Genomic DNA, 26,171 nt, shown 5'->3' on the forward strand with positions numbered 1-26,171 from the left:
CAGTTGAGTAAAAAATGCGGTTAGCGGCGCCCGTTCCAATAGCCGGAAAGCTGGTGCCAGGATTTGCCCGCCGTCAGCAGCAAGGGGCGGATCGCGTCCTTGCCGATGATGGTCGGGCGATGAATCGAGCTGACCAGGTCGTAGCGCGCCGAGCCTTCGCTCATGCCTTCGGCCAGGACCTTGCAGATGATGTGGCTCGGGGTCACGCCAAAACCGGAATAGCCCTGCACGAAAAACGCGTTGCTGCGCCCCGGCAAGGTGCCGATCTGCGGGAACAGGTTGGGGCTGCACGCCATCGGGCCGCCCCAGGCCAGGTCGATTTTCACGTCCTTGAGGTAGGGGAAGATCTTCAGCATGAGGTGACGGTTCCAGGCCTTGAGGTCGCCGGGAATATGCTCCACCAACGGCGTTGCGGCGCCGAACAGCAGGCGGTTTTCGTTGGTCACCCGGTAGTAGTCGATCACCGGGCGAATGTCGCTGTAGGCCCCCCGAATCGGGCTGATGCACTGGATCAGCTCCTCGGACAACGGCTCGGTCATCATCTGGAACGCGTAGGTGTTGATGGTCGAACGGTGCAGCTCCGGCTCCAGCTTGTTGAGGAAACTGTCGCAGGCCCACAGCAGTTTGCTGGCGCGTACCGAGCCACGGCCGGTGCGCACGGTGATGCGTTCGCCGTAGCTGACTTCCAGCGCCGGGCTGTTCTCGAAAATCCGCACGCCATGGCCGGCCAGTGCGGTGGCTTCGCCCAGCAGCAGGTTGAGCGAGTGCACATGCCCGCCGCCCATGTGCAGCAGGGCGCTGCTGTAGGCCTTGGAACCGATGATCTGTTGCACATCCGCGCCGCCGAGAAAGCGGATTTCGTGCTGGCTGTTGATCGACTTGAAGTCCTTTTCCCAGGCGCGCAGGGTTTTTTCCTGGCGGGCGTTGAAGCCCATGTAGCCGTAGCCGTGGCAGAAGTCCGCGTCGATGTTGTACTTGGCGATGCGGTTCTTGATGATGTCCGCGCCCAGGTCGCTGATCTCGAACACCTGGCGCAGGCCGTCTTCGCCCACGTCCTTCTTGATCTTCTCCAGGTCATGGCCGATGCCCGCCATGATCTGCCCGCCGTTGCGACCGGTGCCGCCGAAACCCAGGTAGCGCGCTTCAAGCACCACGATATTGGTGATGCCTTTTTCCGCCAGTTCCAGGGCCGTGTTGATGCCGGAAAAACCGCCGCCGATCACCACCACATCGGCGTCGATGTCCTGTTCCAGGGTGGGAAAGCTCAAGTTGTATTTCTTGGTGGCGGTGTAATACGTGGGGGTTTCGATGTTGATCATGGCGCAGCCTGAAAAGTGAAGGAAGGCTCTAAAGCGGATACCTCCATTAGGGGCCCTGGCGAGATGGAAGTCTTGACCCTGCGTGCCCATGCATTTGATTCAGCGCGCCATGGGCGGTGCACTCGACAAGTTATAGCGCGCTCGCCGGCAGGGAATGTTAGAGTTTCGTTAAATTATTAACTAAATACTTCGTGACCCTGATCCCTATGTCCAAACCTCGACAATCCCTGACCCTGGCCTTGCTGCAAGCCCGCGAAGCCGCCATGAGTTTTTTCCGCCCGTCCCTGAATGAACACGGCCTGACCGAACAGCAATGGCGGATCATCCGCATCCTCGAACAGTACGGTGAACTGGAGATTTACCAATTGGCGGAACTGGCCTGCATCCTCAAGCCGAGCATGACCGGCGTGCTGGTGCGCATGGAAACCGCCGGCATGGTGCACCGGCGCAAGGCCGAGCAGGACCAGCGCCGGGTACTGGTGACGTTGGCTGACAAGGGCAAGGCGAGTTTCGAGTCGATGAGCCAGTGCATGGAGGCCAACTACCAGCGGTTGCAGGATCAGTTTGGCGAAGAGAAGTTCGAGGCGCTGCTGGGCTTGTTGGATGATTTGAAGAACATCAAGCGCTGAGGTCATAGCTGAGTCACCGCCGAGCAAAATGTGGGAGGGGGCAAGCCCCCTCCCACATGAGACCTCAGTAGACGCCACCACCGTGGCCGGCCGTGGGCGAGCCTTTGAATTTCCCGGCCAGCGCCTGCAACCCACGCATCAACACAGTGGTATCCACGCCCACTGCGACAAAGGTCGCGCCCAATTCGATATAGCGCCGCGCCAGGTTTTCATCGGCACTCAGAATCCCAGCCGCCTTGCCCGACTTCACGATGCGCCCGATGGCGTCTTCAATCGCCGCCTGGACTTCGGGATGCCCCGGATTGCCCCGATGCCCCAGCGACGCACTCAAATCCGCCGGGCCGATAAACACACCGTCCACACCCTCGACGGCGGCGATCTCGTCCAGGTTCGCCAGGCCTTCGCGGTTTTCAATCTGCACCAGCAGACACATCTGTTCATCCGCCTGGTCGAGGTAACCGGCAATGCTGTTCCAGCGCGACGCCCGCGCCAGGGCACTGCCGACACCGCGAATGCCCAGGGGTGGATACCGCATCGCTCGCACCAGCTCACGCGCCTGGGCGGCGCTTTCGACCATGGGCACCAGCAGCGTCTGGGCGCCGATATCCAGCAGTTGCTTGATCAATGCACTGTCGCCGATTACCGGGCGGATCAGCGCCTGGCTGGGATAGGGCGCGATGGCCTGCAACTGGCCGAGCATGCCTTGCAGGTGATTGGGCGCGTGTTCGCCGTCGATCAGCAGCCAGTCGAAACCGGCATTGGCGGCCAACTCTGCGCAATAGGCGTCGGCCAGGCCGAGCCACAGGCCGATCTGCACCTCGCCGCTGTGCAGGCGGTGTTTGAAGCGGTTGATGGGCAGGTCCATGGCAATCCTCCAGGGTTCAGACGAAGCGGCAGGCAATCGACCCAAGCAGGTCGTAGTCGACATGGAACGTGTCGCCAGGGCGGGCTGCGACCGGGCGGGTGAAGGAGCCGCCGAGGATCACTTGCCCCGGCAGCAGGGTCACGTCATAGGGTGCCAGTTTGTTCGCCAGCCAGGCCACGCCCTTGGCCGGGTGGTTGAGCACGGCGGCCGACACGCCGGACTCTTCGATCACGCCATTGCGGTACAGCACCGCCGGCACCTTGCGCAGGTCGATCTCGGTCGGCCGCACGGCACGGCCGCCCAGCACCACGCCAGCATTGGCGGCGTTGTCGGAGATGGTGTCGAACACCTTGCGCGTCGCGTTGGTCTGCGGGTCGACCTGCTGGATGCGCGCGTCGATGATCTCCAGCGCCGGGATCACCCACTCGGTGGCGTCGAGCACATCGAACACCGTGCAGTTGGGGCCCTTGAGCGGTTTGCCGAGGATAAACGCCAGCTCCACTTCCACTCGCGGCACGATGAAGCGTTCGAAGGGAATGTCGCTGCCTTCGTCGAAAAACATGTCATCGAGCAGGGCGCCGTAGTCGGGCTCGGTGATGTTCGACGAGACCTGCATGGCCCGCGATGTGAGGCCGATCTTGTGGCCCTTCAGGGTGCGCCCGTCCTTGATCTTTTGCGCGACCCAGGCGCGCTGGATGGCGTAGGCGTCGTCGAGGGTGATGCCGGGGTAGTCGAGGGAAAACTGGCGCACCTGTTCGCGGCTGCGTTCGGCGCGGTCCAGGTGCGCAGCGGCCTGGAGAATTTGCTGGGGGGGGAGCATGGCAACGGTCCTTAATGTGGGTTGACGATGGCGGCGTGGGTGCGCAGCACCAGCAGGCCGCCGAGGGCGATGAACAAGGCGAGTACGTACAGCGCCAGGCTGGCGCTCTGGGTGGCGTCGCGCATCCAGCCGATCAGGTACGGCGCGAGGAACGCGGCAACGCTGCCGAACGAGCTGATCATGGCGATGCCGGCGGCCTGGGTGGTGGTGGACAGATACGCCGGCGGCAGTTGCCAGAACATCGGCAGGGCGGCACTGGCGCCCATGCCGGCCAGCACCAGCCCGCCCATCACCAGCAGCGGATTGCCCGGCGCCAGGCCCGCCACGGCGATCCCGACCGCCGCCATCAGCAGTGGCACGCACAGGTGCCAGCGGCGTTCGCGATGGCGGTCGGAGGAACGCCCGCAGCCGATCATGAAGAAACATCCGGCCAGGTACGGCACGGCACTGAGCAGGCCGACCTGGCTGTCGCGGCCGATGCCGGCGCCATGGATCAGCGTGGGCATCCAGAACGCCAGGGTGTTCACCGCCAGCATCACCGCGAAATACACCGCCACCAGCAGCCATACCTGCGGGTCGCGCAGGATGCCGCCGAACGAGGTAATGGTCTTGCGCTGTTCCTCGCTGCGCAGTTGGTCGCGCAGCTGTTGTTTTTGCTCGGCGGTCAGCCAGTGCACCGCGTCGAAGCCGTCCGGCAACCACTTGAGCACCACCAGCCCCAGCAGCACCACGGGCAGGCCTTCGATCAGGAACATCCACTGCCAGCCACGCATTCCGCCGACATCGTGGAAGTGTTCCAGGATCGCCCCGGACAACGGCCCGCCCAACACCCCTGCCATGGGCACGGCGATGGCAAATAACGCGGTGACCTGGCCGCGACGGCGTGCCGGGTACCAGCGGTTGAGAAACACCAGGATCCCCGGGAAAAACCCGGCCTCGGCCACCCCCAGCAAAAAGCGCAGCACGTAGAAACCATGGGCGCTCTCCACCCACAACATGCCAGTGGACAACAGGCCCCACACCACCATCAGGCTGGCGATCCAGCGCCTGGGGCCGACGCGGTCCAGGGCCATGTTGCTCGGCACCCCGAACAGCGCATAGGCGATGAAAAACAGCCCAGCGCCGAAGCCATAGACCGTGTCGCTGAACTGCAGGTCGCTGCTCATCTGCATCTTGGCGAAGCCGATGTTGATGCGGTCCAGGTGGGCGAACAGGTAACACACCAGCAACAGCGGCATCAGGCGCCACGTCACTGAACGATGGGTACGGTCGTGCTCGGCCAGCACGCGGCTGGCGGTGGAGTGGGCTGTGCTCATGATGTTGTACTTTTTGTCTGAGAGGCCGTGGGGAGAACAGCGGGTTTACCCCGCCGGGTTATTCAGGAACGCATGCACATTGTTCTGTTTGAAATTGAGTTGCGGATGCAGCTCGACCATCTCGAATGACAGCGCCAGCAAACGTTGCGCCTGCAACTCGGCAAAGTGCGCGTTGATCACCGCGAACACCGCTTCGGCCACCGCCTGGCGCGTGGCCAGGTCGCGGCCATGGCCGACCTTGAGGGTCATGTGTACAAAGGCGTAGTCGTGCTTGCCATCGGCCATGCGCCAGGTGTCCAGGCGTACGCCACGGCTGCGAATACCGCCGAGGGGGAACACGCCACTGTCGCCCAGCACGCGGTGGATCTTTTCAAACAGGCCGGGCAGGTCGGCCTGTGGTTCGAGGTTGTCGGTGTACTCGGCGATAAAGTGCGGCATGGGTTGCTCCCGGTTCTACAGGGGGAAAATCGCATTGATCTGGCCGGTGCCCGAACTGCCGAACGGCGGTGTGATGATCTCCGCCGGCTTGGCGTAATCCGGCCCGCCGAGTAGCCCCAGGAGCATCGCGGTGTCGTGCATCTTGCCTTCGCCGAAGCAGTGCTCGGCGTAGTCCGGCAGCATCGCGCAGAACTCCTTGAAGCGGCCTTGCTTCCACATCTCCACCACGTGCAGGTCCACTTGCTTGTCGAATTCGCGGGTCCAGGTGTGGATATTCGCCTCGGCCTGGCGGTCGTCCGAAAAGCGGTGCGACAGCGAGCCCGAGGCCAGCACCAGCACCTTGCGGTCACTCTTCTCGATGGCCCGGCGCACGGCGGCACCGAATGCGAAGCTGTCTTCCAGGCGGTGCCAGGCGCACCAGGCGGCGATGGAAATGACCTTGAATGTCTCAGCCTCCGGCACGTCCATGTGCATGTAGCGCATGGGCACCAGGGTGCCGTATTCCAGCTCCAGGCTCGGGATGTTGTGGGCCATGCTGCGCACGCCGGCCAGGTTGGCCTCGGCGGCGATCAACGCGCCCAGCTCGGGACAACCGGGGTAGGCGTACTCCATGTTCTTGATGAAGTGCGGCAGCTCGTTGCTGGTGTAGGTGCCCTGGAACCGCTCGCCGCAATTGACGTGGTAACCGCTGTTGACCAGCCAGTGCACGTCGAACACCACTGCCGTGTCGGCGCCCAGTTCGCGGGCGCGGCGGCCGATCTCCTTGTGACCGGCAATCGCCGCTTCGCGACAGCCGTGATGCTTGCCGGGCAGTTCCGACAGGTACATCGACGGCACGTGGCAGATCTTCGCTGCCAGGACCACTTCGCCCATGATGATTCTCCAGGTTCATTATTGTTGTTGGAGCGCCTTGGCGGGGGTTAAACACCCCAACGCGGAATGTGATGGCTGCCCATGGAAATGCACACGTTCTTGATCTCGGCAAACACTTCGAAGCTGTACTGGCCGCCTTCACGCCCGGTGCCGGAACCTTTCACCCCGCCAAATGGCTGGCGCAGGTCGCGCACGTTCTGGCTGTTGATAAATACCATGCCGGCTTCGATCCCGCGCGCCAGGCGATGGGCCTTGCCGATGTCCTGGGTCCAGATGTAGGAGGCCAGGCCGTACTCGGTGTCGTTGGCCAGTTGCAGGGCCTCGGCTTCGTCCTTGAAGGGGATCAGGCACACCACCGGGCCGAAGATTTCTTCCTGGGCGATGCGCATCCGGTTGTTCACATCGGCAAACACGGTCGGCTGGATGAACTGGCCTTTGCTCAGGTGCGCCGGCAGGTTGGCCGGGCGTTCCAGACCACCGGCGAGCAGGGTGGCGCCTTCCTCGATGCCGATCTTGATGTAGCCGGTGACCTTGTCGTAATGCGCCTGGGTGATCATCGAGCCGACCTGGGTCTTCGGATCCTGTGGGTCACCGACGATCAAGCGTTTGGCGCGGGCGGCGAACTCGGTGACAAACTGCGGGTAGACGCTTTCCTGGATAAAGATACGGCTACCGGCGGTGCAACGTTCGCCATTCAGGGAAAAGATGGTAAACAGCGCCGCATCCAAGGCGCGCTCAAGCTCGGCATCCTCAAAGATCAGCACCGGCGACTTGCCGCCCAGTTCCATGGAGTACTTTTTCAGGCCGGCGGTCTGCATGATCTTCTTGCCGGTGGCGGTGCCGCCGGTGAACGAAATGGCGCGCACATCCGGGTGCCGCACCAGCGCGTCACCGGCCGTGGCGCCATAGCCCTGGATCACGTTGAGCACGCCGTTGGGAATCCCGGCTTCCACCGCCAGGCGTCCCAGTTCATTGGCGGTCAGCGGCGACAGCTCGGACATCTTCAACACCGCTGTATTGCCCAGCGCCAGGCACGGCGCGGTCTTCCAGGTGGCGGTCATGAACGGCACATTCCACGGTGACACCAGCCCGCACACGCCCACCGGCTGGTAGAGGGTGTAGTTGAGCATCTGGTCGTCCACCGGGTAGCTGTGGCCATCCATGCGCGTGCAGACTTCTGCGAAGAAATCAAAGTTGTGCGACGCCCGGGGAATCAACACATTCTTGGTCTGGTGGATCGGCAGGCCGGTGTCCAGGGTCTCCAGTTCGGCCAGGTGCGGCACGTTCTGTTCGATCAGTTCGCCGAGCTTGCGCATCAGGCGTGCGCGTTCCTTGGCCGGGGTGCTGGCCCACTTCGGGAACGCGTCTTTGGCGGCCGCTACGGCCTGGGCCACTTCCTCGGCACCGCCGCTGGCGACTTCGCCAATCGCCTCGCCGGTGGCCGGGTTGTAGTTGATGAAGGTGTCTTTGCTTTCGACCTCACGGCCGTTGATCCAGTGTTTGATCATGCTGCTCACGCCTCTTTCCGGGCGGAGAAAAACTCCGCCTCGCTGACAATTCGGTTGACCAGACGGCCCACGCCTTCGACTTCCACCACCACTTCATCGCCGGGCACCACATCGGCCAGGCCTTCGGGCGTGCCGGTGGCGATCATGTCGCCGGGTTGCAGGGTCATGAAACTGGACAGGTATTCGATGAGGTAGGGGATGTCGAAGATCATGTCGCGGGTGCTGCCTTCCTGACGCAGCTCACCGTTGACCCAGGTGCGCAGGGTCAGGTTGCCGGGGTCGGGCACATCGGCCACATCAACGATCCACGGGCCGACCGGGGTGGTGGCGTCGCGGTTTTTCACGCGCAGGTTGGGGCGGTAGTAGTTTTCCAGGTAGTCGCGGATCGCGTAGTCGTTGCACACCGTGTAGCCGGACAGGTAGTCCAGGGCGTCGGCGCGCTTGACGTTGCGCGCGGCCTTGCCGATCACCGCCACCAACTCGCACTCGTAATGCATGTAGGCGACGTTGTCCGGGCGCCAGGTGACCTGGCGGTGGCCGGTGTAGGTGCCGACGGACTTGATGAAGGCCAGGGGTTCGGTGGGTGGGGTGAAGGCCAGTTCGGCCGCATGGTCGGCGTAGTTCAAGCCCAGGGCGAACATGTTGCCGGTGGCCGGTGGCAGCCACTGCACCTGGTCTTCGACGAGCAGGCGACCATCGCTCAAACGCACGGTGTTGTCGGCTTGCACCTGTACGGCGTGCACTTCACCTTCAAAGCGGATACGGGCGTGTTTCATGCTGGGGTCTCCGCTTGAATGTGATTGAGCAGACGGCCCACGCCGCTGATCTCGACTTCTACCCTGTCGCCCGGCAGCACATCGACGCGCCCTTCGGGGGTGCCGGTGATCAACACATCGCCGGGATGCAGGGTCATGAATTCGCTGATTTCGGCGATCAGTTGCGGGATATCGCGCACCCAATTGGCCGTGGTGTTTTCCTGGCGCAGTTCGCCGTTGACCCACATCTTGAGGCTCAGTTGACCGGGGTTGGCGAGCTGGTCCCGTGGGACTAACTGTGGCCCGAGGACGCAAAAACCATCGCGGCATTTGGCTTTGATGGCCGGGCGGTAGTAGCTGTCTTCCGGCAGGCTGAATTCATTCACCACCACATAGCCGGCCACATGGGCCATGGCGTTTTCCAGGCTGACACGACTGGCGCGCTGGCCGATTACCACGCCTAACGCGGGGCCGGGTTGCAGGCGTTCACCCTCGGGGTGCAGCACCACGCCAGCGTGCTCGTTGCGCGTATTCGGGGTCTTGATAAACAGCACCGGCTTGCTCGGCGGCTTCTGGTAGGGCGCCTGCTGGAAGGCGGCGAGATGCTGGTCCAGCAGGCCCTGGTAGTTCAGCGCGACGCCGAACAGGGTGCCGCTGGCAACATCATGCAGGGTACGGCTCATGCGTTTCTCCTGGCGGTGGCGACTGCTGCATAGGCAGTTCGTTAATGTGTTAACGTTATAATTAATATGTTAACTACCGTCAAGCGTGGCAAAATCCTCTGGCGTCATAACAACAAGAAGAGGGCACCGTGAAGCCGATCCCCAACATCAACATCGGGCAGGTCTACGACCAGCGTTACAGCGATGCCGAGGTGCATTACGACAAGCTCGGCAACCTGGCGGGATTTTTCGGGCGCAACATGCCCGTGCATCGGCATGACCGGTTTTTCCAGGTGCATTACGTGAAGAGCGGCGCGGTGCGGGTGTACCTGGATGACCGCCAGTTCGTGGAGTCCGGGCCGATGTTCTTCCTCACGCCGCCCACGGTGCCCCACGCCTTTGTCACCGAGGCGGATGCCGATGGGCATGTGCTGACGGTGCGCCAGCAGTTGGTGTGGGGACTGATCGACGCCGACCCCAGCCTGGCTTCCGGCGCGGCCTGCGTGGCGCTGACGGCGGGTGACCACGGCCTGGATCAACTGTTCGAAGAACTCAACGATGAGATCAACGCCGCGCGGGCAGGGCGCGCCGCCGCATTGGACAGCCTCACGCGCCTGATCATGATTCGCCTGCTGCGCCTGTGCGCCCACTCACTGCCGGCGCGCCCGACCCGGCACGAAGACCTGCGCATCTTCCATCGCTTCAACGAATTGATCGAGGCCCACTATCTGGAGCACTGGCCGCTGTCGCGCTATGCCGAGGGGATTGGCGTGACCGAGGCGCGCCTCAATGAGGTGTGCCGGCGCCTGGCCGACCTGCCGTCCAAGCGCCTGATCCTGGAACGTGTGATGCAGGAAGCCAAGCGCTTGTTGCTGTTCACCGGCAGTTCCGCCAACGAAATCTGCTACCAGTTGGGCTTCAAGGACCCGGCGTATTTCAGCCGGTTTTTCCTTCGGTATGCCCAGGTGACGCCGGGGGAGTATCGGCTGCGGCAGTCGGGCTTGCACTGACGTTCCACGCGCCGCCCAGCGCCGTGTACAACTTCACCTCCGCCACCAGTTGCGCCAGGCGGTCGACGATCAACGCTTGTTGCGAACTGAACAACGCACGCTGCGCATCCAGGAAGGTGAGGTTGCTGTCGACGCCACTGCGGTAGCGATGCTCGGCCAGGTTGTAATACTGCTGGTTGGCCGCGACGAAATCCCGCTGCGCCTGCAACTGGTCGGTATAGGTTTGCCGCGCCGCCAGGCCATCGGCAACTTCCTGGAAGGCGGTCTGGATGGATTTTTCGTACTGCGCCACGCTGATGTCTTTTTGCAGTTTGGCGTAGTCAAGGCTGGCGCGCAGGCTGCCGGCGTTGAAGATCGGCAGGTTGATCTGCGGCTGGAACGTCCAACTGCCCGAGCCGCCCTTGAACAGCCCCGACAGTTCGGTGCTGGCGCTGCCGGCGTTGGCGGTCAGGCTCACCGACGGGAAAAACGCTGCGCGGGCCGCACCGATATTGGCGTTGGCGGCGCGCAACTGGTATTCGGCCTGGAGGATATCCGGGCGGCGTTGCAGCAAGTCCGAGGGCAGGCCGGCCGGTACGCGCGCCACCAGGTCGGCGGCAAGTGGACGCGACGGCAGCTGTTCGTCCACCGGACCGCCTACCAGCAGGGCGAGGTTGTTGAGGTCCTGGGCGACCTGGCGCTCATAGCGGGCCACGCTGGCGCGGGTGCTTTCGACGCTGGTGGTGGCTTGCACCACGTCCAGCGCCGAGGCTTTGCCGGCGGTTTTACTGCGGCCGGTGAGGCGCAGGCTGTGTTCGTTGGCCACCAGGGTTTGCCGGGCCAGGGCCAGCAGTTCCTGGTCGGCGCGCCAGGTCAGGTAGGCATTGGCGACGTTGGCGACCAGGCTCAGCTGTGCAGTGCGCCGCGCCTCTTCGGTGCCCAGGTAGGTGAGCATGGCCTGTTCGCTGAGGCTGCGGATGCGGCCGAACAGGTCCAGCTCGTAGGCGCTGATGCCCAGGGTCGCGGAATAGCTGGAGGTGATGGCGGCCTTGCCCGTGCCGGTCACGTCGCCCGGCACACGCCGGCGCTGCCCGGCGCCGGTCGCCGACACGGCCGGGAACAGGTCGGCACGCTGGATACGGTACTGCGCCTGGAACGCCTCGACGTTCAGCGCGGCCACGCGCAAGTCGCGGTTATTGACCAGCGCATCGCCAATCAACCCTTGCAGCGCCGGGTCGTGGAACAGCTGCTGCCAGTCCGACGTGCCGGCCTGCGCCAGCGCATACACGCCAGCCTGGGGATACTGCGCAGGCACGGGCGCCGCAGGCCGTTGGTAGTCCGGGATCAGCGAGCAGCCGCCGAGCATCCAGGCCATCGCGAAGGAGCTCAATTTATGCATCAGGCGCCCACCATCCACTTGGCCAGACCGTGCCGGCCACTCACGCCCAACTTGGCGGCGGCGCGCTTGAGGTAGGTCTCGATGGAGCTGTTCTTCACGCTGAGTTTCTCCGCGATCTGCGGCACGGTGCCGCCGGTCAGCAAGCCGAGGCACACCTCCTGCTCGCGCGCCGACAACGTGATGTCGCCCAGGGACAGGCGCTTGTAGAACTCACGTTGCAATTGCGACTGCTCCAGCAACGTGTGGGCCGGTTCGACCTCGGTGTGCGGTGCCTGGCGCAGGCTCTGGGCGTGGCACTCGATCAGCGGCAGCAGCGTGTCCGACAGGCACTTGAGAAACGACAACTCGGCCAGGGAAAACCCGCGCTGGGTCGGCGGGCGATAAAACGAAATCACACAGCGCCGATTGCCCTGGCGCGACACCAGGTTGCACTGGTGCGAGGTGCCGCGCGGGTGAGCGCTGTTGGCCTTGGCCTTCAACTGTATGAGCAGCGGGTCCTGCATACCCAGCATCTCACGCAGCAGCGGGTGGTCGTCCATGGAATTCAGCGCCAGGGGCGGCAGGTCCTGCGTCTGGCCGGCGCTGCCCAGCAGCGTGATATCGAGCACGCGATCGCGCAGCTCGTCGAGGGTCCATTCGCTCAGATCCACCAGGTGGATCGGCACCCACTTGTCCACCAGGTGCAGCATGTGGGCGGCAAAGCCCGGGTGGCCACTGCTGGCAATCAACTCGCCCATTTCAGCGTAGAAATGCGGGCTTTGGGTGTTGGCAATACTGCTGGTCAAACTCATAGCCTTCTCATCCTTGATATCGAAAACCGTGTACAGACGCTCTGGGCCTCTGCGGGGGCGATCCGTTGCTCACACACCAGAGTCGGTATTCGAAAGTGTATTTAGCCAGTGGATTTGTCCTACGTATGTAGCGGAAACGAGGGACACAACCTGCCATAGAAACCGCGTCATTAATTCGACGTTTCTGAGAGGTAATTCCGACTACGAGTCACCAAGCGGATTTTTTAGGGTTAATTAACTCTATGATAAATAAGATAAAAATATATTTTTTGAAATGTTCAATTCAAACCGGCATCGGCCAAATATAGCCAATGTCCTACAACTCTTTAATCGTTTCAGCAGTGAACCATCAGCCAAGCCTGGTCTATCCATTTGAATGTCCGGGTTTAGGGTGACAGACAGCCCCTGGCCCCCATGCTCCAATCCGGCCCATTCGTCGAAATGGGCACCCCTGCGCGGCCAGTGCCTGACCTCCATGAGAAGGATCTTATGAAGCATTCACCCAGCTTCCCCCTCACCGCCGCCCAGCAGGACATCTGGCTCGACCAACTGCGCGCAGGCGACTCGCCGCTGTACAACATCGGTGGTTATGTGGACTTTGCCGGCGCCATCGACCCCGGCCTGATGCAGCGCGCTGTCGAACTTCTGGTCGCCAGGCACGACGCGTTGCGCACCCAACTGCACAGCGACGCCGACGGCTTGCCTCGCCAGACTTTCGCTGCGACGTTGGCTGTGGAACTGGCGCGGCATGACGTGTCAGCTTGTGCTGATCCGCAGGCCGCGAGCCACGCCCTGATGCAGGCGCAAATGGCCCGGCCTTATGCGATGCAGGGCGCGCCGCTGTTCCGCTTTTTCCTGGTCAAGCTCGACGACAACCACTATCGCCTCGGCACCCAGGCCCACCACCTGATCCTCGACGGCTGGGGCTTCGGCCAGATGCTGCAATCCCTCGCGCAGCTGTACACCGCCCTGGTGCAAGGCCGGCAAGCGGAGTCGCCGGCGCCGTCCTACATCGACTTTATCGACGCAGACCAGCACTACCACGCGTCAGCCCGTTATGCCCGCGACCGCGCCTATTGGCTGGGCAAGTACCGGCTGATTCCCGAGCCGCTGTTGACCCCGCGACACACGGCCAAGGCCACGAGCAATACCCTGGCGCAGGCGTTTCCGGTGGCACTGCTCAACCGCATGGAACAGGTGGCCAACCGTTACCAGGCGTCGGCGTTTCATGTGCTGCTGGCGGCGCTGTATGTGTATTTCACCCGCACCGCCCAACGCCAGGAGTGGGTCGTGGGGTTGCCGATTCTCAATCGTTCCAATGCGCGGTTTCGTTCCACCGTCGGGCTGTTCACCCAGGTCAGCGCCGTGCGCTTGCAGTTTGATGAGCAGTTGCCGTTCAGCGCGTTGGTGCGTGGGGTGCGCGACCAGCTCAAGCAGGATTTCCGCCACCAGCGTTTCCCTCTGAGCGAGATGAACCGTGAGTTGGGCCTGCGTCGCAGCGATCGCGGCCAGCTGTTCGACCTGTCGGTGTCCTTCGAGCAGGACGACCATGAACTGCGCTACGGCACGACAGTGGCCCGTGCAGTCAAGGTGTCCAACCACCACGAGCCGCTGCCGCTGGCCATCCACCTGCGCAGCAATCGCTACCAGGACACCGCGTGCCTGCATTGCGTCTACAACGAGGCGTACTTCCAGCACGATGAAGTGGCGGCCCTGGCGCAACGTTTTACCTGGCTGCTGGAGCAGGGGCTGGCAGACACCGCGCTGACGATCCGCGATTTCTCTCTGGTGACACCCGCCGAACAGGCGCGGTTGCAACAATGGAACGCCACCACCCAGCCCGTCACGCCGCCGCAGACCCTACACGCGCGCATCGAAGCCCAGGCTGCGCGCGCGCCGGACGCCGTGGCGGCGGTGTATCAGGGGCGGCACCTGAGCTACGCCCAACTCAACCAGCAGGCCAACGCGCTGGCCCATCAACTGCTGGAGCGCGGCGTGCGGCCGGACGACCGGGTGGTGATCCTGGCGCGGCGTGGGCTGGACACGTTGGTGGGGTTGCTGGCGGTCCTCAAGTCTGGCGCCTGCTACGTGCCGGTGGACCCGGCCCATCCCGCCGAGCGCCTGAATTACTTGCTGCACGACAGCGACCCGGTAGTGGTGCTGACCCAGCACGATTTGCTGCATCGGTTGCCGCCCTTGACGGTGCCGGTGATTCAGCTTGACCGCCCGACCTTCCACCTGGGCACCAACCCCCGCGTAGCGGTCAGCCCCTCCCACCTCGCCTATGTGATCTACACCTCGGGCTCCACCGGTTTGCCCAAGGGTGTAATGGTCGAGCACCACAGCGTCTCGAACCTGGTGGACTGGCACTGCCGGGCCTTCGACCTGCATGCCGGCAGCCACACCGCCAGCGTTGCCGGTTTTGGTTTTGACGCGATGGCCTGGGAGGTCTGGCCGGCGTTGTGCGTGGGCGCCACGCTGCACCTGCCGCCGGCCCATGACGGCGCCGAAGACATCGACGCGCTGCTCGGTTGGTGGCAGGCGCAGCCGCTGGACGTGTGCTTCCTGCCGACGCCCGTGGCCGAGTACGCCTTCAGCCAGGGCCTGCACCACCCGACACTGCGCACCCTGCTGATCGGCGGCGACCGCTTGCGCGCGTTCACCCAGGCGCAGTCCTTCGCTGTGATCAACAACTATGGCCCTACCGAAGCCACGGTGGTCGCCACCTCTGGCCCCATGGCTGTCGGCCGGCCATTGCATATCGGCGCACCCATCGGCAATGCCACGGTGTACGTGCTGGACGCGCAGCAACAGCCGCTGCCCATCGGCGTGGCAGGGGAGTTGTACGTGGGCGGCAACGGCATCGCGCGCGGGTATCTCAAGCGTCCCGACCTCAGTGCCGAGCGTTTCCTCGACGATCCCTTCACCCAGGGGCGCATGTACCGCACCGGCGACCTGGTGCGCTGGCTGCCGGACGGCAACCTTGAATACCTGGGGCGCAACGACGACCAGGTGAAAATCCGTGGCGTGCGCATTGAGTTGGGCGAAATCGAAACGGCCCTGGCCACGCATCCGCATATTCAGGACGCCGTGGTGCAAGCCCGCGAAGGGCAGTTGCTGGCCTGGTTCGTCCCGCGTGAAGCGGTGCCGATCGAAGCCCTGCGCGCCCACCTGCAAGCGTCGCTGCCCGACTACATGCTGCCGGCCGCCTACGTACAGCTGGACGTGTTGCCTCTGACCGCCAACGGCAAGCTGGATCGCAAGGCGCTGCCCACACCCACCCAAGACGCATTCGTCACCCGCCTGTACGAAGCACCGCACGCCGGCGCGGAAAGCGTACTCGCGCAGATCTGGGCCGAGCTGTTGCAGGTGCAGCAGGTCGGGCGCCACGACCACTTCTTCGAACTGGGCGGGCATTCATTGCTGGCCGTGCAATTGGTGCAACGCATGCGCCAGGTCGGGCTGCGCGCCGATGTCCAGGTGCTGTTCGGCCAGCCGACCCTGGCGGCCCTGGCGGCGGCGAGTGAACTCAGTGACGTGGACGCGCCGGAGCTGGCCGAACTCGACCCCGCCAGCCTGGCGCCTATCGTCGCGCGCATCCCCGGCGGCGCGGCCAATGTGCAGGACATCTACCCGCTGGCGCCGTTGCAGGAAGGCTTGCTCTACCACCACATCACCGATGAACGCGATCCTTATCAGCAACAGGCGCTGTTCAGCTTTGCGCAGCGCGAGCAGTTGGACGCATTTGCCCAGGCCCTGCAACAGGTGATCAACCGCCACGACATCCTGCGCACCAGCCTGGTGTGGGAGGCCCTGGAGCAACCGATGCAGGTGGTGTGGCGTCAGGCGCAATTACGCGTTGAGCCGCTGCGCGAAGACCCTGCGCCGCTGGATTTGCGCCAGGCGCCGCTGATGGCCCTGGACTATGCCGAAGAGCCGCAGCACTCGCGTTGGGTGGCGCGGCTGCGGTTCCATCACCTGGTCAATGACGCCACCTCCACCACGATCCTGATGCAGGAAATCCGCGCCCACTTGCTCGGCCAGCAGGCGCAGTTGCCGGCGCCGGTGCCGTATCGCAATGTGGTGGTGCAAGCCCGTTCGCCGGCACGTCAAGCGGCGCACGAGGCGTTCTTTCGCGAGCAGTTGGGGGATGTCGACGAGCCGACCCTGGCCTTCGGTCTACAGGAGCGCCAGGCGGATCGGGCGCACACCGAACAAGTCGAACGTGGCTTGAGTGACAGCCTCAATCAGCGTTTGCGTGCCCTGGCGCGTGGCGTGGGCGTGAGCACCGCCAGCCTGTTCCACCTGGCCTGGGCGCAGGTGCTCAGCCGTGTCGCCGGCCGTGATGACGTGGTCTTCGGCACCGTGCTGCTCGGCCGTTTGCAGGCGGGCGAGGGCGCCGACCGTGCCCTGGGCATGTTCATCAACACCTTGCCGCTGCGGGTGCGCCTGGCCGGGCGAACGGTGGCGGATGCGCTCACTTGCACCCACGCCCGGCTCAGCGCCTTGCTCGTCCATGAACAAGCCTCCCTTGCGCTGGCCCAGCGTTGCAGCGGCGCGTCGCCGTTGTTCAACAGCCTGCTCAACTACCGGCACACCGACGCCGAGCGTGACCTGACCCTGGTGCCGGGCATTGCCTTGCTCAGCAGTGAGGACATCCTCAGCTACCCGCTGATGCTGACCGTGGACGACACGGCCAAGGGTTTCCGGATCAAGGCCAAGGCGCCGCAGCAAATTGGCGCCGGTCGGCTGCTCGACTACCTTGAAAACACACTGATCAACTTGGCGGACACGCTGGACCAGGCGCCACAGACACCGTTGCGCGACGTCCAGGTACTGCCCGCCGGCGAGCTGAAAACCCTGCTGGTGGACTTCAACGCGACCGACACCGACTACCCCGACACTTTCACGGTGCAGGCGCTGTTCGAAGCCCACGCACGGCATATCCCCCATGCCATCGCCGTGCAGGCCGGCGAGTTGCAACTGACCTACCGCGAACTCAACGAACGCGCCAACCAACTGGCCTTCCACCTGCGTGAGCGCGGTGTGCAACCGGACGCCCGCGTCGCGCTGTGCGTCGAACGCGGGCTGGAGCTGGTGGTGGGCCTGTTGGCCATCCTCAAGGCCGGCGGTGCCTATGTGCCGCTGGATCCGGGCTACCCGCGCGAGCGCCTGGCCTACATGCTCCACGACAGCCAACCGGTGGCGCTGCTGGTACATGCCGCCACCCGTGACGTGCCGGGTGACGTGTCGATCCCGGTGATCGACTTCGACCACTGCGCCTGGAGCCAGGCACCTGTCGGCAACCCGTTGGTGCCGGGGCTGAGCGTGGCCAACCTGGCCTATGTGATGTACACCTCGGGCTCCACCGGCACACCCAAGGGCGTGATGATCGAACACCGTGGCCTCGGCAACCTGATGCACTGGGGCTCGCAGCTGTGCCCCAATGCCGAGGGCGGCGCGCTGTTGCAGCGGGCACCGTTCAGCTTCGACGGTTCGGTGTGGGAGCTGTTCTGGCCGCTCACCAACGGCATGCGCCTGGTGCTGGCACGGCCCGACGGCCATCGCGAACCGGCCTACCTGGCGCAGGTGATACGTGAGCAGCAGATCACGGTGATCAAGTTCGTGCCGGCGATGTTGCAGCAGTTCCTTGAGCTGGAAGAGTCCGCGCTGTGCAGCAGCCTCACCGATGTGTTGTGCGGCGGCGGCGAACTCACCGAAGCCCTGGCCCGTGGCGTGCAGGCGCGCTTGCCCAAGGTGCGCCTGCATAACGTCTACGGTCCCACTGAAGCCACAGTGGACAGCAGCGCCTGGACCCTGGAACCCGGCGCGCCGGTGCCGGCATTGCAGTTGCCGATTGGGCGGGCGATCAACAATACACGCCTGTATGTGCTGGATGAACACGATGCGCCGGTGCCGATGGGCGTGAGCGGTCAGTTGCATATCGGTGGCGTCGGCGTGGCCCGGGGTTACCTGGGGCTGGAGCAGATGACCGCCGAGCGCTTTATCGACAGCCCGTTCGTGGCCGGTGATCGGCTGTATCGCACTGGCGACCTGGTGCGTTACCTGCCTGACGGCAATCTGGAGTTCCTCGGGCGTAACGACTTCCAGGTCAAACTTCGCGGTGTGCGCCTGGAGCTGGGGGAGATCGAGTCACGGCTGCTGGTGCATCCGGCGTTGCGCGAGGTGGCGGTATTGATTCGCGATGAACGCCTGGTGGCGTATTTCACCGTGCGTGGCGAGGCGCCGAGCCTGGATGCATTACGCGCCCATGTGCTGGAGCAGTTGCCGGAGTTCATGGTGCCGGCGGCGTTTGTGCAGCTCGACGAATTACCGCTCAACCCAGCGGGCAAACTCGACCGCAAGGCCTTGCCGGAGCCGGGGGTGGGGGCGGTGGTGAGCCGCGCCTATGCGGCGCCGGTCGGGGCGGTGGAGGTGTTGATGGCGGGGATCTGGGCTGAGGTGCTGAAGTTGGAGCGGGTGGGGCGACACGATCATTTCTTTGAGCTGGGCGGGCATTCGTTGTTGGCGGTGAACCTGGTGGCGCGGATGCGCAAGGCGGGGGTGGAGGTGGATGCGCGGGCGTTGTTCAGTCATCCGACGGTGGCGCAATTGGCGGTGTGTGTGTTGACGCAGGTTCAGCGGGTGGAGGTGCCTCAGGCGGCTATTCCGCAGTTGGGGCGGCGGCGGCGGATTTGACGGGGGCATATCCGTTATTTAGGTAACCGCTGCTTAGGGTTCCGCCCTTATGGCCAGCCCTTTCAAGTATCTGGCTGATACCATTCCATCAAGGGCGAACACTGCAACTGTGGCGAGCGGGCTTGTCCCGCGTTGGGTTGCGTAGCAGCCCCAAAAAAGCTGGGAGCGCTACGCACTCCAACGCGGGGCAAGCCCGCTCGCCACAGAATGCCTGCCCAGTCGAAAGCAACCAAAGCACTCTTGTCGGGATGACTCACCAAGTCAGCTCACGCACATAGGTAAGCTGCTTTGTAGGACCGTGTTCAGGCAGTCGCAGGCGCAGGTTTCAGGCACTCGATGGAGCGATCTACTGTCGCCTTGGCGATCTCCAGCAAATGCCAGACCGCCAGGATTCTCGCCCGTTCGGGGTTGCTCAGTGTCTCGCCACAATCCAGCGCGGTGGCGGATGCGCTGTCGAGCAAACTGGCGGTGTAGAGCAGGGCGTCTTCGAAGCTCAGGTCTTCGTGGAGGGCGTGGAAACCCTGTGAAGGCAGGTAATGGTCAATGGCGCGGTTGAAGGAGGCGCGGTCTTTGGTGAGGTCTTTTGGTGGGTCGGGTAGGGCTTTGTTCATGGTGTAGTTCCTTGTGTGAATAGGAGCCAACACCTGGCGCGACTAAACGATGGGTGGCGGCTGTACGCAGGTTAGTCGACCGGCCACAAGGAAATCCGGCGCACCCGAAGGTGCCCTGCGCACAGCCACCATAAAACTTCATGTGACCATGCGCCTTGTGTCATTCCGGGCGACTAAACCCGATCACTGAAAACCAGTGACGGACCGCAGACTAGCCACCGATTCCGGCAGGCACAAGGCGGCGGAGATTGTCTAGGAAACGTCCTGCAATTAAAAGCGACACGCCTTGCTGGCCCTTTACAAAGCATGACCAAATGCCACTAACCCTCCCGCTCAACGATGCCGTTGCCGTCCCTGTGGTCCACAGGGTTGCTTTGCTGAACGCATTCCTCAAGCTGCTAATAACTGCCTTATAACTCAAAAAAATTTGGCTATGCGATTCAGCTATTGGATTGTTCTTGAGGTAATGCATTTAATCCGGGGCCTAACTCATTGTTGTTCGGAATAAATCAGCGTGTTCGCACGTTGTAATGAGTCATCGTTCCGCCTTAGAGATTAGCCATGAGCAACCCGGTTGCCCCCGAGCCCCTGATCCGCCTGCTGGGCCTGTGCAAGACCTTTGGTGCCCAACGGGCGCTGGATCAGGTCAGCCTGGATATTTACTCGGGCGAGGGCGTGGCGTTGCTCGGTGCCACGGGGGCGGGCAAGTCGACGCTGGTGAAGATCCTCAGCGGCAGCCTGGCGGCGGATGCCGGTGAGGTGTGGGTCGATGGGCAGCGCCAACGCTTTGCCTCGCCGTTGTCGGCGCGGCGGGTTGGCATCGTGGCGGTGCACCAAGACCCCGACGACGCCATCGCCCCTGGCCTGAGTGTGGCCGAGAACCTGTTGCTGGATGAACTGGGTCAACCCGATGCGGATTTTCTGCTCAACCGCAAAAGCCTGCTGCAACGCGCCGAAGCCATCGCCGCCGGGCTGGGCCTGGACCTGCCGCTGCAACACCCGGTGGAACGCCTTGGCCAGGCCGAGCGCCAACTGCTGGTACTGGCCCGGGCCTTTGCCCTGCAACCCAGGTTGCTGATCCTCGACGAACCCACCGCCGCCCTGTCGGAAACCGACGCCGAACGCCTGCTCGGCCTGATCGACAGCCAGCGCGCCCGGGGCGTGGCGATCCTCTATATTTCCCAACGCTTGTCTGACCTGCAACGGGTGACCAACCGCGCTATCGTCCTGCAAGCGGGCCGACTGACCAGCGACCTCAACACCCGGCACTTGCCGAGTGCGGCGTACACCTTGTTTGGCGATGTGGCTGAACAACCTGCGGTAACTGCCGACAAAGCCTTGCCGGTGCCGTTTCTGGAACGGTTCACCCGGGCCGGTTTCATCCGCAACCGGGCGGAGGGGCGGGCGGTGCAGGAGCAGGTGGAGGGTTTGCGGATGGACACGGGCGAGGCCGATGCGGAGCGCAAAAGCAGGATCAATCCGGATACTTGATTGCGGGCGTATGGCGCAGTGAGTGATGCCTACTGCGGGCGGATCGTATTTACTCGCACGGGTGACAAACCCTAAGAAATAACCTGTGCCGTTTATCGGTTTTTTTTCTTCGCGTCTGTAGGACTGAGTTCTGTTTTGCAAAAGACACCTGCGTGCGTATTAGTTGCTTCTGTGAGTTCGATAATCCCTAAGTTGTTAAATTTACATGGATTGATTTTTTGAGGCGCGATGTGTGATGGTTCTGACGCTTTTGGCAATTGTTGATCGTCTGAAGTGTGTGAGTGAAATTTCCTAAAATTAGTAGTTATATTTCCTGCATGAGGTTTTTATTGTTGTTGCGATATTCTCCAGTTGGACTAGTTTTGGTTTTGTTGCTTGATGGTGAGCAACCTGAGTCAATATATGTATAAGGCTGAAACTGGAGGCCCGAAATGAACAGCGAAGAGTTTGGAGAAATTGTTTTTAGTTTCGAAAGTGAAGAAGGGTTCAACCCGTACGCAGGTAATGCCGGAGCGTCAGGAAGTCAAGGTGGGTGCGGTGGTAGCGGAGGGTGTGGTGGGGGCGGTGGGTGTAATGGGGGAAGCGGGGGCTGCCATAACTCGATAATGGAGCCTGCATCAACGGATGAGTAAATTCAGTATTCACTCACCTAATGAGGTTTTCTGGTTTGTCAGAAAACCTCTACAGGGGATCGTACAATGAATATAATCATACCCAATTATGAAATATTGAACTTCGAAACGGAGAGTCTGCTGATTTCCGATGTTGGGATTTCGAAAATTCATTCTCAGTCGTTACTGAATGCTCTTCGACAAATAAAGCTGTCGAAGTTAATGACGAAAGTTGAGCTGGAAGAGGTGCTGGCGGAAAATGGTTTGAGTCAAAGTGGTGCTTTTGAATTTTTAGTTAGAAAGAGTAGTTCCCCTGCGACTAGCTGAGGAAATATATTTTGAAAAAACGATAGTTGTTCATGAGTGGGCAGGTCAGGTTGATATCGAACGCCTATTCAGATGTGAGCTTTCCACGTGTTTGGAGTTTAAATCGTTTTCAAGTGAGTTGGTCGAGTCAGTGCGAAATCTTAGGTGTTTTATTGTGCTGTTGTGCTATACGTATGATTATGATCGCGTTAAAAGTTTATATTTTGATCTTGCGCGCGCGTCCCCTAAAAGCGCCATTAGTGTTTGTTGGCAAATGGGTAGCATTTTTTGCGTTGGTCAGCCTCATATCGCAGAGATAGGGAATCCGTGTCATTTTTGTAGCGTTGACAGGCTTATTCATAACCAGTCAGTGACGGCTTCAAAGAATAACTGGGCGAGTGTTTTGGCGTTTTGTAAGAATGAGCATATAGGTGTGCCCGCTAAGACGCTCAGTCTTTATCAGGAAATGATCGTTGTTGGTGCGGTTATCAAAAAGGTTAAGTTTTTCACCGAGTATAATGATATGCATAAATATCAGGATGATGTTCTGCATGGTTCATATATTCAACTGGTGGATGGTCAGATGTCAGAAGAATCTAACTCGCACTGGTATATGTGTGATTGTTTGAGGGCGGGTAAATGAAAAATATACCGCATGATTATTATCTTAGGTTTATAGAGTCGTCAGTTTACGATGAGGTGCTTGAATTTCATAATAAGGGTAATTTTACATTTCATGGCGCTACTAAAGGTCGTACAGTTCTCCATCGGTTGGATGAGAAAAGTCTGGATCAACTAACGGGTAATGAATTGGCGCTTTATCCCGATATGGATCTGTCGCTGGCGATCAATATATCCCAAGACGATAGAGAGGGAGCATTATACAGGAATGAGTCGTGTGAAGGTTTTGCATCTCTCTCGTTAGAGTTTTCAGATGTAGAAAAATTGATGTTCCCATTACTGTCACGGGATTTAGGCTCTTGTAAAAGAGGATATCCGAGCGGTGGTGCACTGTACCCGGCTGAGGTTTTTCTCTGTTCGATGATTGAGAATAATCCTACTTGGCCTTGTCCTGGAAAAGTACTCCATTTGCTTCCGAAGTCTCGAAAATTTGAGGTGATGCAAATTCAAGTTGCCGTAGAGGAACTCAAAGCGGCACTGCTGTTCTCTTCTAATAAAATTGGAGCGCCCAGTCTGGCAATAGTTTACGCGGTCTATATGCCTAAAAATCTCTTCAAGTATCGGTATCGTGCGTATCGAATGGCATTGATGGAGGTTGGTTCAATTTACATGCTTGTCGAACTGCAAGCAAAGCTCTTGGGGCTGTCATGTCGGCTATGGTCGGCTTATACAGACCTTATGCTGTGCAAAGTTTTGGGAATTAACCCTGCTCTGTTTTTTCCGATGTGCGTTCATTTTGTAGGTAAGCAGCATGAAGCTTATTAATGGTATGCATAATCCGGATTTGCCCGGGATACTCCTTTTTCAGCCTGCGGGCATACTCGGCCTGCCAAGCTCCGTAGAAATATCGGATTTCCTTTCTGTTAATGGATCTGGTGTCGGAGGAGGCTCGAATTCGATAAAAACTGCTACAGGTGAGTATTTCGAGCGCCGGCATTTCTATAGGGAAGTTTTAGCAAAAGAACGTGGTTGCCTTAGTGAGTCTCTATCAGGAAGCGAGTCTCTGGGTTTTGCGGAAGCATTCATTCAGACTGCGAATAAGAAAACCACTCTAGCAGAGGTTGGCGCGCACAGATTTGCTTTAAGTCAAGTGGCCAGAGCCTCTGACTTCTCTACGTGTTTTATTCCTACTGTCTGTATTTCGCTCTCGTCCCATAGCGTCGGTGATGATAACGTGTTCTACCCTTTGCGGGATACCTGTGGGTGCAGTTTTCACTGGTGCCCAGATACTGCCTTTCTAGGGGCGATAAAAGAATACCTTGAACGTCAGTTTCTTATCAGGTTCTGGTTAACGAAAATGTGTCGTTCACTGATCCCGGCTACAGAAGTGAAGAAATTATTGGCGAGTCGGGAAGTCAGGTACTTATATGGTCTTCTATCTATTTCCGGGGATATTACTTTTTTAGATATATCGGATGCCAGATTTCCAGGGTGTTGCATATTGGTTGTGTATGGACAGGAAAGAAATGATCGTCATGTGAATTATTGTGCTGGTATGGCCTATTCTTCGAATATGACGCTCGCTTTAGAAAAGTCCTTGCTAGAACTCTGGCAGACTTTTCGTTTTATGAATGTGTTCAAGGCAACCGACTCTGACGAGGAAAAGCTTGAGGACTCATATATTCGTTACTTTTTAAGTTGCAATGCTTATGAGACCTATCTGGAAACCGTCAATGTGCTCGAGTGTGGAGGTGTGGGATCTCTACAAGATTTTACATTGCCTAAATTTTTGCTTGTACTGAAGCAATTAGATATCGCTGGCTATTTTTACTCAAAATTAGAAGAAATTAACGGAGTGGCAGGCGTTTTTGTTAAGTTTGTCTCTCCTGATTTGTTTCTTCATATGAATAATTCGCAGAATTTCAATTTGATAAATAAGTACTCCAAGGAGTTTGAGTCGTCGATACTCAGCACTAGGCTAGGCGTGATGGTCCCGTTTCCGTGAGGTCAATCATGGACTTTTATTTTGTGTCAAGACCGGCTGTGCTAGCGGCGTTATTCATAAAAGAGCAACTCAGAGAACCGGTTGCATTGTTGTGGACAGTCGTGTCTCCCGTGGTGACCTATTACTTGATTAGCTATGCGCGTGCGCCGCTGAGTGGTGAGGCTGTGGATTATCTTTCGGGGACTTCATGGTTTTACGCATTTGTGTCCTCCAATGTGGCGTTGTTTGGTCTGGCCTTTTACATCGTCGGGCGAAGGGAAAGTGGCTTCCTTCGGTCTTTTGTTTATACGGGCCGTACGAAGGTTGTGTTTTTGCTTGGGCAGTTTTTTGCTTACTCAGTTGTTTCAATAGTGTATTGCTCTGTATTTTATGTGCTCACGCGAATGTATTCAGGGGGGCTTGATAGTGCTGAATACCTCATGGTTGTAGGGCGATTTTATGTTTGCTTTGTTCTTTTCTCTATACCCGCGTTATTGCTGACGCTGGTCCCATTAGGTTTTCAAAATGCGAGTACGCTCTTTTCTATTCTGTCCCTTTTGATGTTGGCGCTTGGGATCGTCAGTATGGGTTCAGTCAATCCCCTATTAACGATTGTCAATTTTTTCAACCCCCTGTGGTGGGCGAATAAAATAATGTTGGGCGGCGTGGTGGAGTGCGCGTTGGTTGTCTGGGTGGTTAGCCTTTCCCTTCTGTTGTTGTTTTTAGTGCTCTGTCGTTTTTTGTTGATTAATCCTGTTTGGAGTCGATATTGATGGCGAGGCTTCTCGTAGACTCTCTCGGTGTCAGGTATGGAACTCATACCGTGTTTCATCAGGCTTCGCTGACAGTTGAGGCCGGTTGCATATCAGGCCTTCTCGGCCCAAACGGCTCCGGTAAAACGACGTTTTTTGACGTGCTGTGCGGTCTGAAGAAAGTGGAGGGGGGTGAAATAAGCAGCTCCTTCTCCAAGCTGCTGTACCTGTCGCAGGTCATCAGCACACCCCCTGTATTTCGCATGTTCGACATCTTCAAAATGGCCATGCTGTTTTGCTCCGACACCCGGGTCACCCAACAACATGCACTCGATAAAATCGAAAAATGGAGCCCCGGCATCGCCGAGCGCTACTGCGCGATCTGGAACAAAAAATCTGCGCTGTGCAGCTATGGAGAGAAACGCTGGTTTTTTACGTTGTCGTTGCTTTGTGCCAACGCGGACTTGGTGATACTGGATGAGCCCACTGCGGGTGTGGATCCGGAGTTTCGTTATCACATTTGGCGCTGTCTGGAGGGGGCTGCGGCAGAGGGTGTCGCGGTCTTGGTTTCATCACATAACGTCGATGAGATCGTCGCGCATTGCGATGATTTTTATATGCTGAGCCAAAGGCGATTCAACCGGTTCACTGACGCGCAAGGCTTCATGGACGCGTACGACGCCCAAAGCCTGGATGAGGCATTTATCCATGCCGCCAGCCGCAAAGGATAAG

22 protein-coding genes are annotated in these 26,171 nt (G+C 60.1%); 10 read left to right on the top strand and 12 right to left on the bottom strand.

Annotation, left to right across the window (positions count from 1 at the left end):
- Positions 1-20: 20 nt before the first annotated feature.
- Positions 21-1,319 carry an NAD(P)/FAD-dependent oxidoreductase gene (locus NL123_RS10600; protein WP_494357720.1) on the bottom strand — a complete coding sequence of 433 codons (1,299 nt, stop codon included), beginning with the start codon at positions 1,317-1,319 and terminating at the stop codon, positions 21-23.
- A gap of 206 nt (positions 1,320-1,525) precedes the next feature.
- Here NL123_RS10600 and hpaR point away from each other — a divergent pair, with 206 nt between their 5' ends.
- The gene (gene hpaR, locus NL123_RS10605; RefSeq protein WP_058426101.1) at positions 1,526-1,948 is read left to right on the top strand and encodes a homoprotocatechuate degradation operon regulator HpaR; all 423 of its coding nucleotides are present in this window, start codon (positions 1,526-1,528) and stop codon (positions 1,946-1,948) included.
- Positions 1,949-2,012: 64 nt separating this feature from the next.
- Here hpaR and hpaI read toward each other — a convergent pair whose 3' ends face one another.
- The 8 genes from hpaI to NL123_RS10645 are packed head-to-tail and all read right to left on the bottom strand — an operon-like array spanning position 2,013 to position 9,206.
- Positions 2,013-2,813: a 4-hydroxy-2-oxoheptanedioate aldolase gene (gene hpaI / locus NL123_RS10610; RefSeq protein ID WP_494357721.1), complete on the bottom strand. Its 801-nt coding sequence runs from the start codon at positions 2,811-2,813 to the stop codon at positions 2,013-2,015.
- Between the two features lie 16 nt (positions 2,814-2,829).
- Positions 2,830-3,633, bottom strand: a complete 804-nt coding sequence (gene hpaH / locus NL123_RS10615) for a 2-oxo-hept-4-ene-1,7-dioate hydratase (RefSeq protein WP_071495921.1) — start codon at positions 3,631-3,633, stop codon at positions 2,830-2,832.
- Between the two features lie 11 nt (positions 3,634-3,644).
- Positions 3,645-4,949 (bottom strand): MFS transporter, encoded by a 1,305-nt coding sequence (locus tag NL123_RS10620; protein WP_494357722.1) that lies wholly within the window; start codon positions 4,947-4,949, stop codon positions 3,645-3,647.
- A gap of 45 nt (positions 4,950-4,994) precedes the next feature.
- Entirely contained in the window at positions 4,995-5,387 is a 393-nt protein-coding gene (locus NL123_RS10625; protein ID WP_248482658.1) for a 5-carboxymethyl-2-hydroxymuconate Delta-isomerase, read from the bottom strand.
- A 15-nt stretch (positions 5,388-5,402) separates the two neighbouring features.
- Positions 5,403-6,260, bottom strand: a complete 858-nt coding sequence (hpaD, locus tag NL123_RS10630; RefSeq protein WP_058426096.1) for a 3,4-dihydroxyphenylacetate 2,3-dioxygenase — start codon at positions 6,258-6,260, stop codon at positions 5,403-5,405.
- Positions 6,261-6,307: 47 nt separating this feature from the next.
- The gene (hpaE, locus tag NL123_RS10635) at positions 6,308-7,768 is read right to left on the bottom strand and encodes a 5-carboxymethyl-2-hydroxymuconate semialdehyde dehydrogenase (protein WP_248488232.1); all 1,461 of its coding nucleotides are present in this window, start codon (positions 7,766-7,768) and stop codon (positions 6,308-6,310) included.
- Positions 7,769-7,773: 5 nt separating this feature from the next.
- Entirely contained in the window at positions 7,774-8,544 is a 771-nt protein-coding gene (locus NL123_RS10640) for a fumarylacetoacetate hydrolase family protein (RefSeq protein ID WP_248482656.1), read from the bottom strand.
- Positions 8,541-9,206, bottom strand: a complete 666-nt coding sequence (locus tag NL123_RS10645; protein WP_494357723.1) for a fumarylacetoacetate hydrolase family protein — start codon at positions 9,204-9,206, stop codon at positions 8,541-8,543. Before NL123_RS10645 ends, NL123_RS10640 begins: the two co-directional genes overlap by 4 nt.
- A gap of 128 nt (positions 9,207-9,334) precedes the next feature.
- On the opposite strand from NL123_RS10645, the gene hpaA reads away from it, so the two are divergent.
- On the top strand, positions 9,335-10,195 hold the full coding sequence (gene hpaA, locus NL123_RS10650; protein ID WP_248482652.1) for a 4-hydroxyphenylacetate catabolism regulatory protein HpaA: 861 nt from the start codon (positions 9,335-9,337) through the stop codon (positions 10,193-10,195).
- Here hpaA and NL123_RS10655 read toward each other — a convergent pair.
- Positions 10,122-11,573 (bottom strand): efflux transporter outer membrane subunit, encoded by a 1,452-nt coding sequence (locus NL123_RS10655; RefSeq protein ID WP_248482650.1) that lies wholly within the window; start codon positions 11,571-11,573, stop codon positions 10,122-10,124. The genes hpaA and NL123_RS10655 overlap by 74 nt on opposite strands.
- On the bottom strand, positions 11,573-12,364 hold the full coding sequence (locus NL123_RS10660) for a helix-turn-helix transcriptional regulator (RefSeq protein ID WP_248482648.1): 792 nt from the start codon (positions 12,362-12,364) through the stop codon (positions 11,573-11,575). Before NL123_RS10660 ends, NL123_RS10655 begins: the two co-directional genes overlap by 1 nt.
- A 489-nt stretch (positions 12,365-12,853) precedes the next feature.
- Between NL123_RS10660 and NL123_RS10665 the strand changes: the two genes are divergently transcribed.
- Positions 12,854-19,063: an amino acid adenylation domain-containing protein gene (locus NL123_RS10665; protein ID WP_494357724.1), complete on the top strand. Its 6,210-nt coding sequence runs from the start codon at positions 12,854-12,856 to the stop codon at positions 19,061-19,063.
- 302 nt (positions 19,064-19,365) lie between these two features.
- Here the strand turns inward: NL123_RS10665 and NL123_RS10670 are convergent, their stop codons facing one another.
- Positions 19,366-19,674 (bottom strand): DUF6124 family protein, encoded by a 309-nt coding sequence (locus NL123_RS10670; RefSeq protein ID WP_248482644.1) that lies wholly within the window; start codon positions 19,672-19,674, stop codon positions 19,366-19,368.
- Positions 19,675-20,235: 561 nt separating this feature from the next.
- Between NL123_RS10670 and NL123_RS10675 the strand changes: the two genes are divergently transcribed.
- From NL123_RS10675 to NL123_RS10705, 7 genes are all read left to right on the top strand, one after another.
- A complete protein-coding gene (locus tag NL123_RS10675; protein ID WP_494357725.1) occupies positions 20,236-21,165 on the top strand; it encodes an ATP-binding cassette domain-containing protein in 930 nt (309 codons plus the stop codon).
- A gap of 698 nt (positions 21,166-21,863) precedes the next feature.
- Positions 21,864-22,103: a hypothetical protein gene (locus tag NL123_RS10680; RefSeq protein WP_494357726.1), complete on the top strand. Its 240-nt coding sequence runs from the start codon at positions 21,864-21,866 to the stop codon at positions 22,101-22,103.
- Positions 22,104-22,158: 55 nt separating this feature from the next.
- A complete protein-coding gene (locus NL123_RS10685; RefSeq protein WP_494358296.1) occupies positions 22,159-22,725 on the top strand; it encodes an McbB family protein in 567 nt (188 codons plus the stop codon).
- A complete protein-coding gene (locus NL123_RS10690; protein ID WP_494357727.1) occupies positions 22,722-23,528 on the top strand; it encodes a SagB/ThcOx family dehydrogenase in 807 nt (268 codons plus the stop codon). Before NL123_RS10685 ends, NL123_RS10690 begins: the two co-directional genes overlap by 4 nt.
- Positions 23,515-24,708 (top strand): YcaO-like family protein, encoded by a 1,194-nt coding sequence (locus tag NL123_RS10695; RefSeq protein ID WP_494357728.1) that lies wholly within the window; start codon positions 23,515-23,517, stop codon positions 24,706-24,708. The genes NL123_RS10690 and NL123_RS10695 overlap by 14 nt, the downstream gene beginning before the upstream one ends.
- Positions 24,709-24,716: 8 nt before the next feature.
- Positions 24,717-25,460, top strand: a complete 744-nt coding sequence (locus NL123_RS10700; RefSeq protein WP_494357729.1) for an ABC transporter permease — start codon at positions 24,717-24,719, stop codon at positions 25,458-25,460.
- A complete protein-coding gene (locus tag NL123_RS10705) occupies positions 25,460-26,170 on the top strand; it encodes an AAA family ATPase (protein ID WP_494357730.1) in 711 nt (236 codons plus the stop codon). Before NL123_RS10700 ends, NL123_RS10705 begins: the two co-directional genes overlap by 1 nt.
- Position 26,171 lies beyond the last annotated feature (1 nt).

The organism is Pseudomonas sp. FBCC-B1565 (assembly GCF_059133265.1).

Bases quoted from the DNA above. Each gene is read 5' to 3' on its own strand.
- NL123_RS10645 (WP_494357723.1), bottom strand. From the start codon at position 9,206: ATGAGCCGTACCCTGCATGATGTTGCCAGCGGCACCCTGTTCGGCGTC.
- NL123_RS10670 (WP_248482644.1), bottom strand. From the start codon at position 19,674: ATGAACAAAGCCCTACCCGACCCACCAAAAGACCTCACCAAAGACCGC.
- NL123_RS10690 (WP_494357727.1), top strand. From the start codon at position 22,722: ATGAAAAATATACCGCATGATTATTATCTTAGGTTTATAGAGTCGTCA.
- NL123_RS10655 (WP_248482650.1), bottom strand. From the start codon at position 11,573: ATGCATAAATTGAGCTCCTTCGCGATGGCCTGGATGCTCGGCGGCTGC.
- NL123_RS10680 (WP_494357726.1), top strand. From the start codon at position 21,864: ATGAATATAATCATACCCAATTATGAAATATTGAACTTCGAAACGGAG.
- NL123_RS10665 (WP_494357724.1), top strand. From the start codon at position 12,854: ATGAAGCATTCACCCAGCTTCCCCCTCACCGCCGCCCAGCAGGACATC.
- NL123_RS10620 (WP_494357722.1), bottom strand. From the start codon at position 4,949: ATGAGCACAGCCCACTCCACCGCCAGCCGCGTGCTGGCCGAGCACGAC.
- hpaI (WP_494357721.1), bottom strand. From the start codon at position 2,813: ATGGACCTGCCCATCAACCGCTTCAAACACCGCCTGCACAGCGGCGAG.
- NL123_RS10700 (WP_494357729.1), top strand. From the start codon at position 24,717: ATGGACTTTTATTTTGTGTCAAGACCGGCTGTGCTAGCGGCGTTATTC.
- NL123_RS10640 (WP_248482656.1), bottom strand. From the start codon at position 8,544: ATGAAACACGCCCGTATCCGCTTTGAAGGTGAAGTGCACGCCGTACAG.
- NL123_RS10625 (WP_248482658.1), bottom strand. From the start codon at position 5,387: ATGCCGCACTTTATCGCCGAGTACACCGACAACCTCGAACCACAGGCC.
- hpaE (WP_248488232.1), bottom strand. From the start codon at position 7,768: ATGATCAAACACTGGATCAACGGCCGTGAGGTCGAAAGCAAAGACACC.
- hpaR (WP_058426101.1), top strand. From the start codon at position 1,526: ATGTCCAAACCTCGACAATCCCTGACCCTGGCCTTGCTGCAAGCCCGC.
- NL123_RS10705 (WP_494357730.1), top strand. From the start codon at position 25,460: ATGGCGAGGCTTCTCGTAGACTCTCTCGGTGTCAGGTATGGAACTCAT.
- NL123_RS10600 (WP_494357720.1), bottom strand. From the start codon at position 1,319: ATGATCAACATCGAAACCCCCACGTATTACACCGCCACCAAGAAATAC.
- hpaD (WP_058426096.1), bottom strand. From the start codon at position 6,260: ATGGGCGAAGTGGTCCTGGCAGCGAAGATCTGCCACGTGCCGTCGATG.
- hpaH (WP_071495921.1), bottom strand. From the start codon at position 3,633: ATGCTCCCCCCCCAGCAAATTCTCCAGGCCGCTGCGCACCTGGACCGC.
- NL123_RS10675 (WP_494357725.1), top strand. From the start codon at position 20,236: ATGAGCAACCCGGTTGCCCCCGAGCCCCTGATCCGCCTGCTGGGCCTG.
- NL123_RS10660 (WP_248482648.1), bottom strand. From the start codon at position 12,364: ATGAGTTTGACCAGCAGTATTGCCAACACCCAAAGCCCGCATTTCTAC.
- NL123_RS10695 (WP_494357728.1), top strand. From the start codon at position 23,515: ATGAAGCTTATTAATGGTATGCATAATCCGGATTTGCCCGGGATACTC.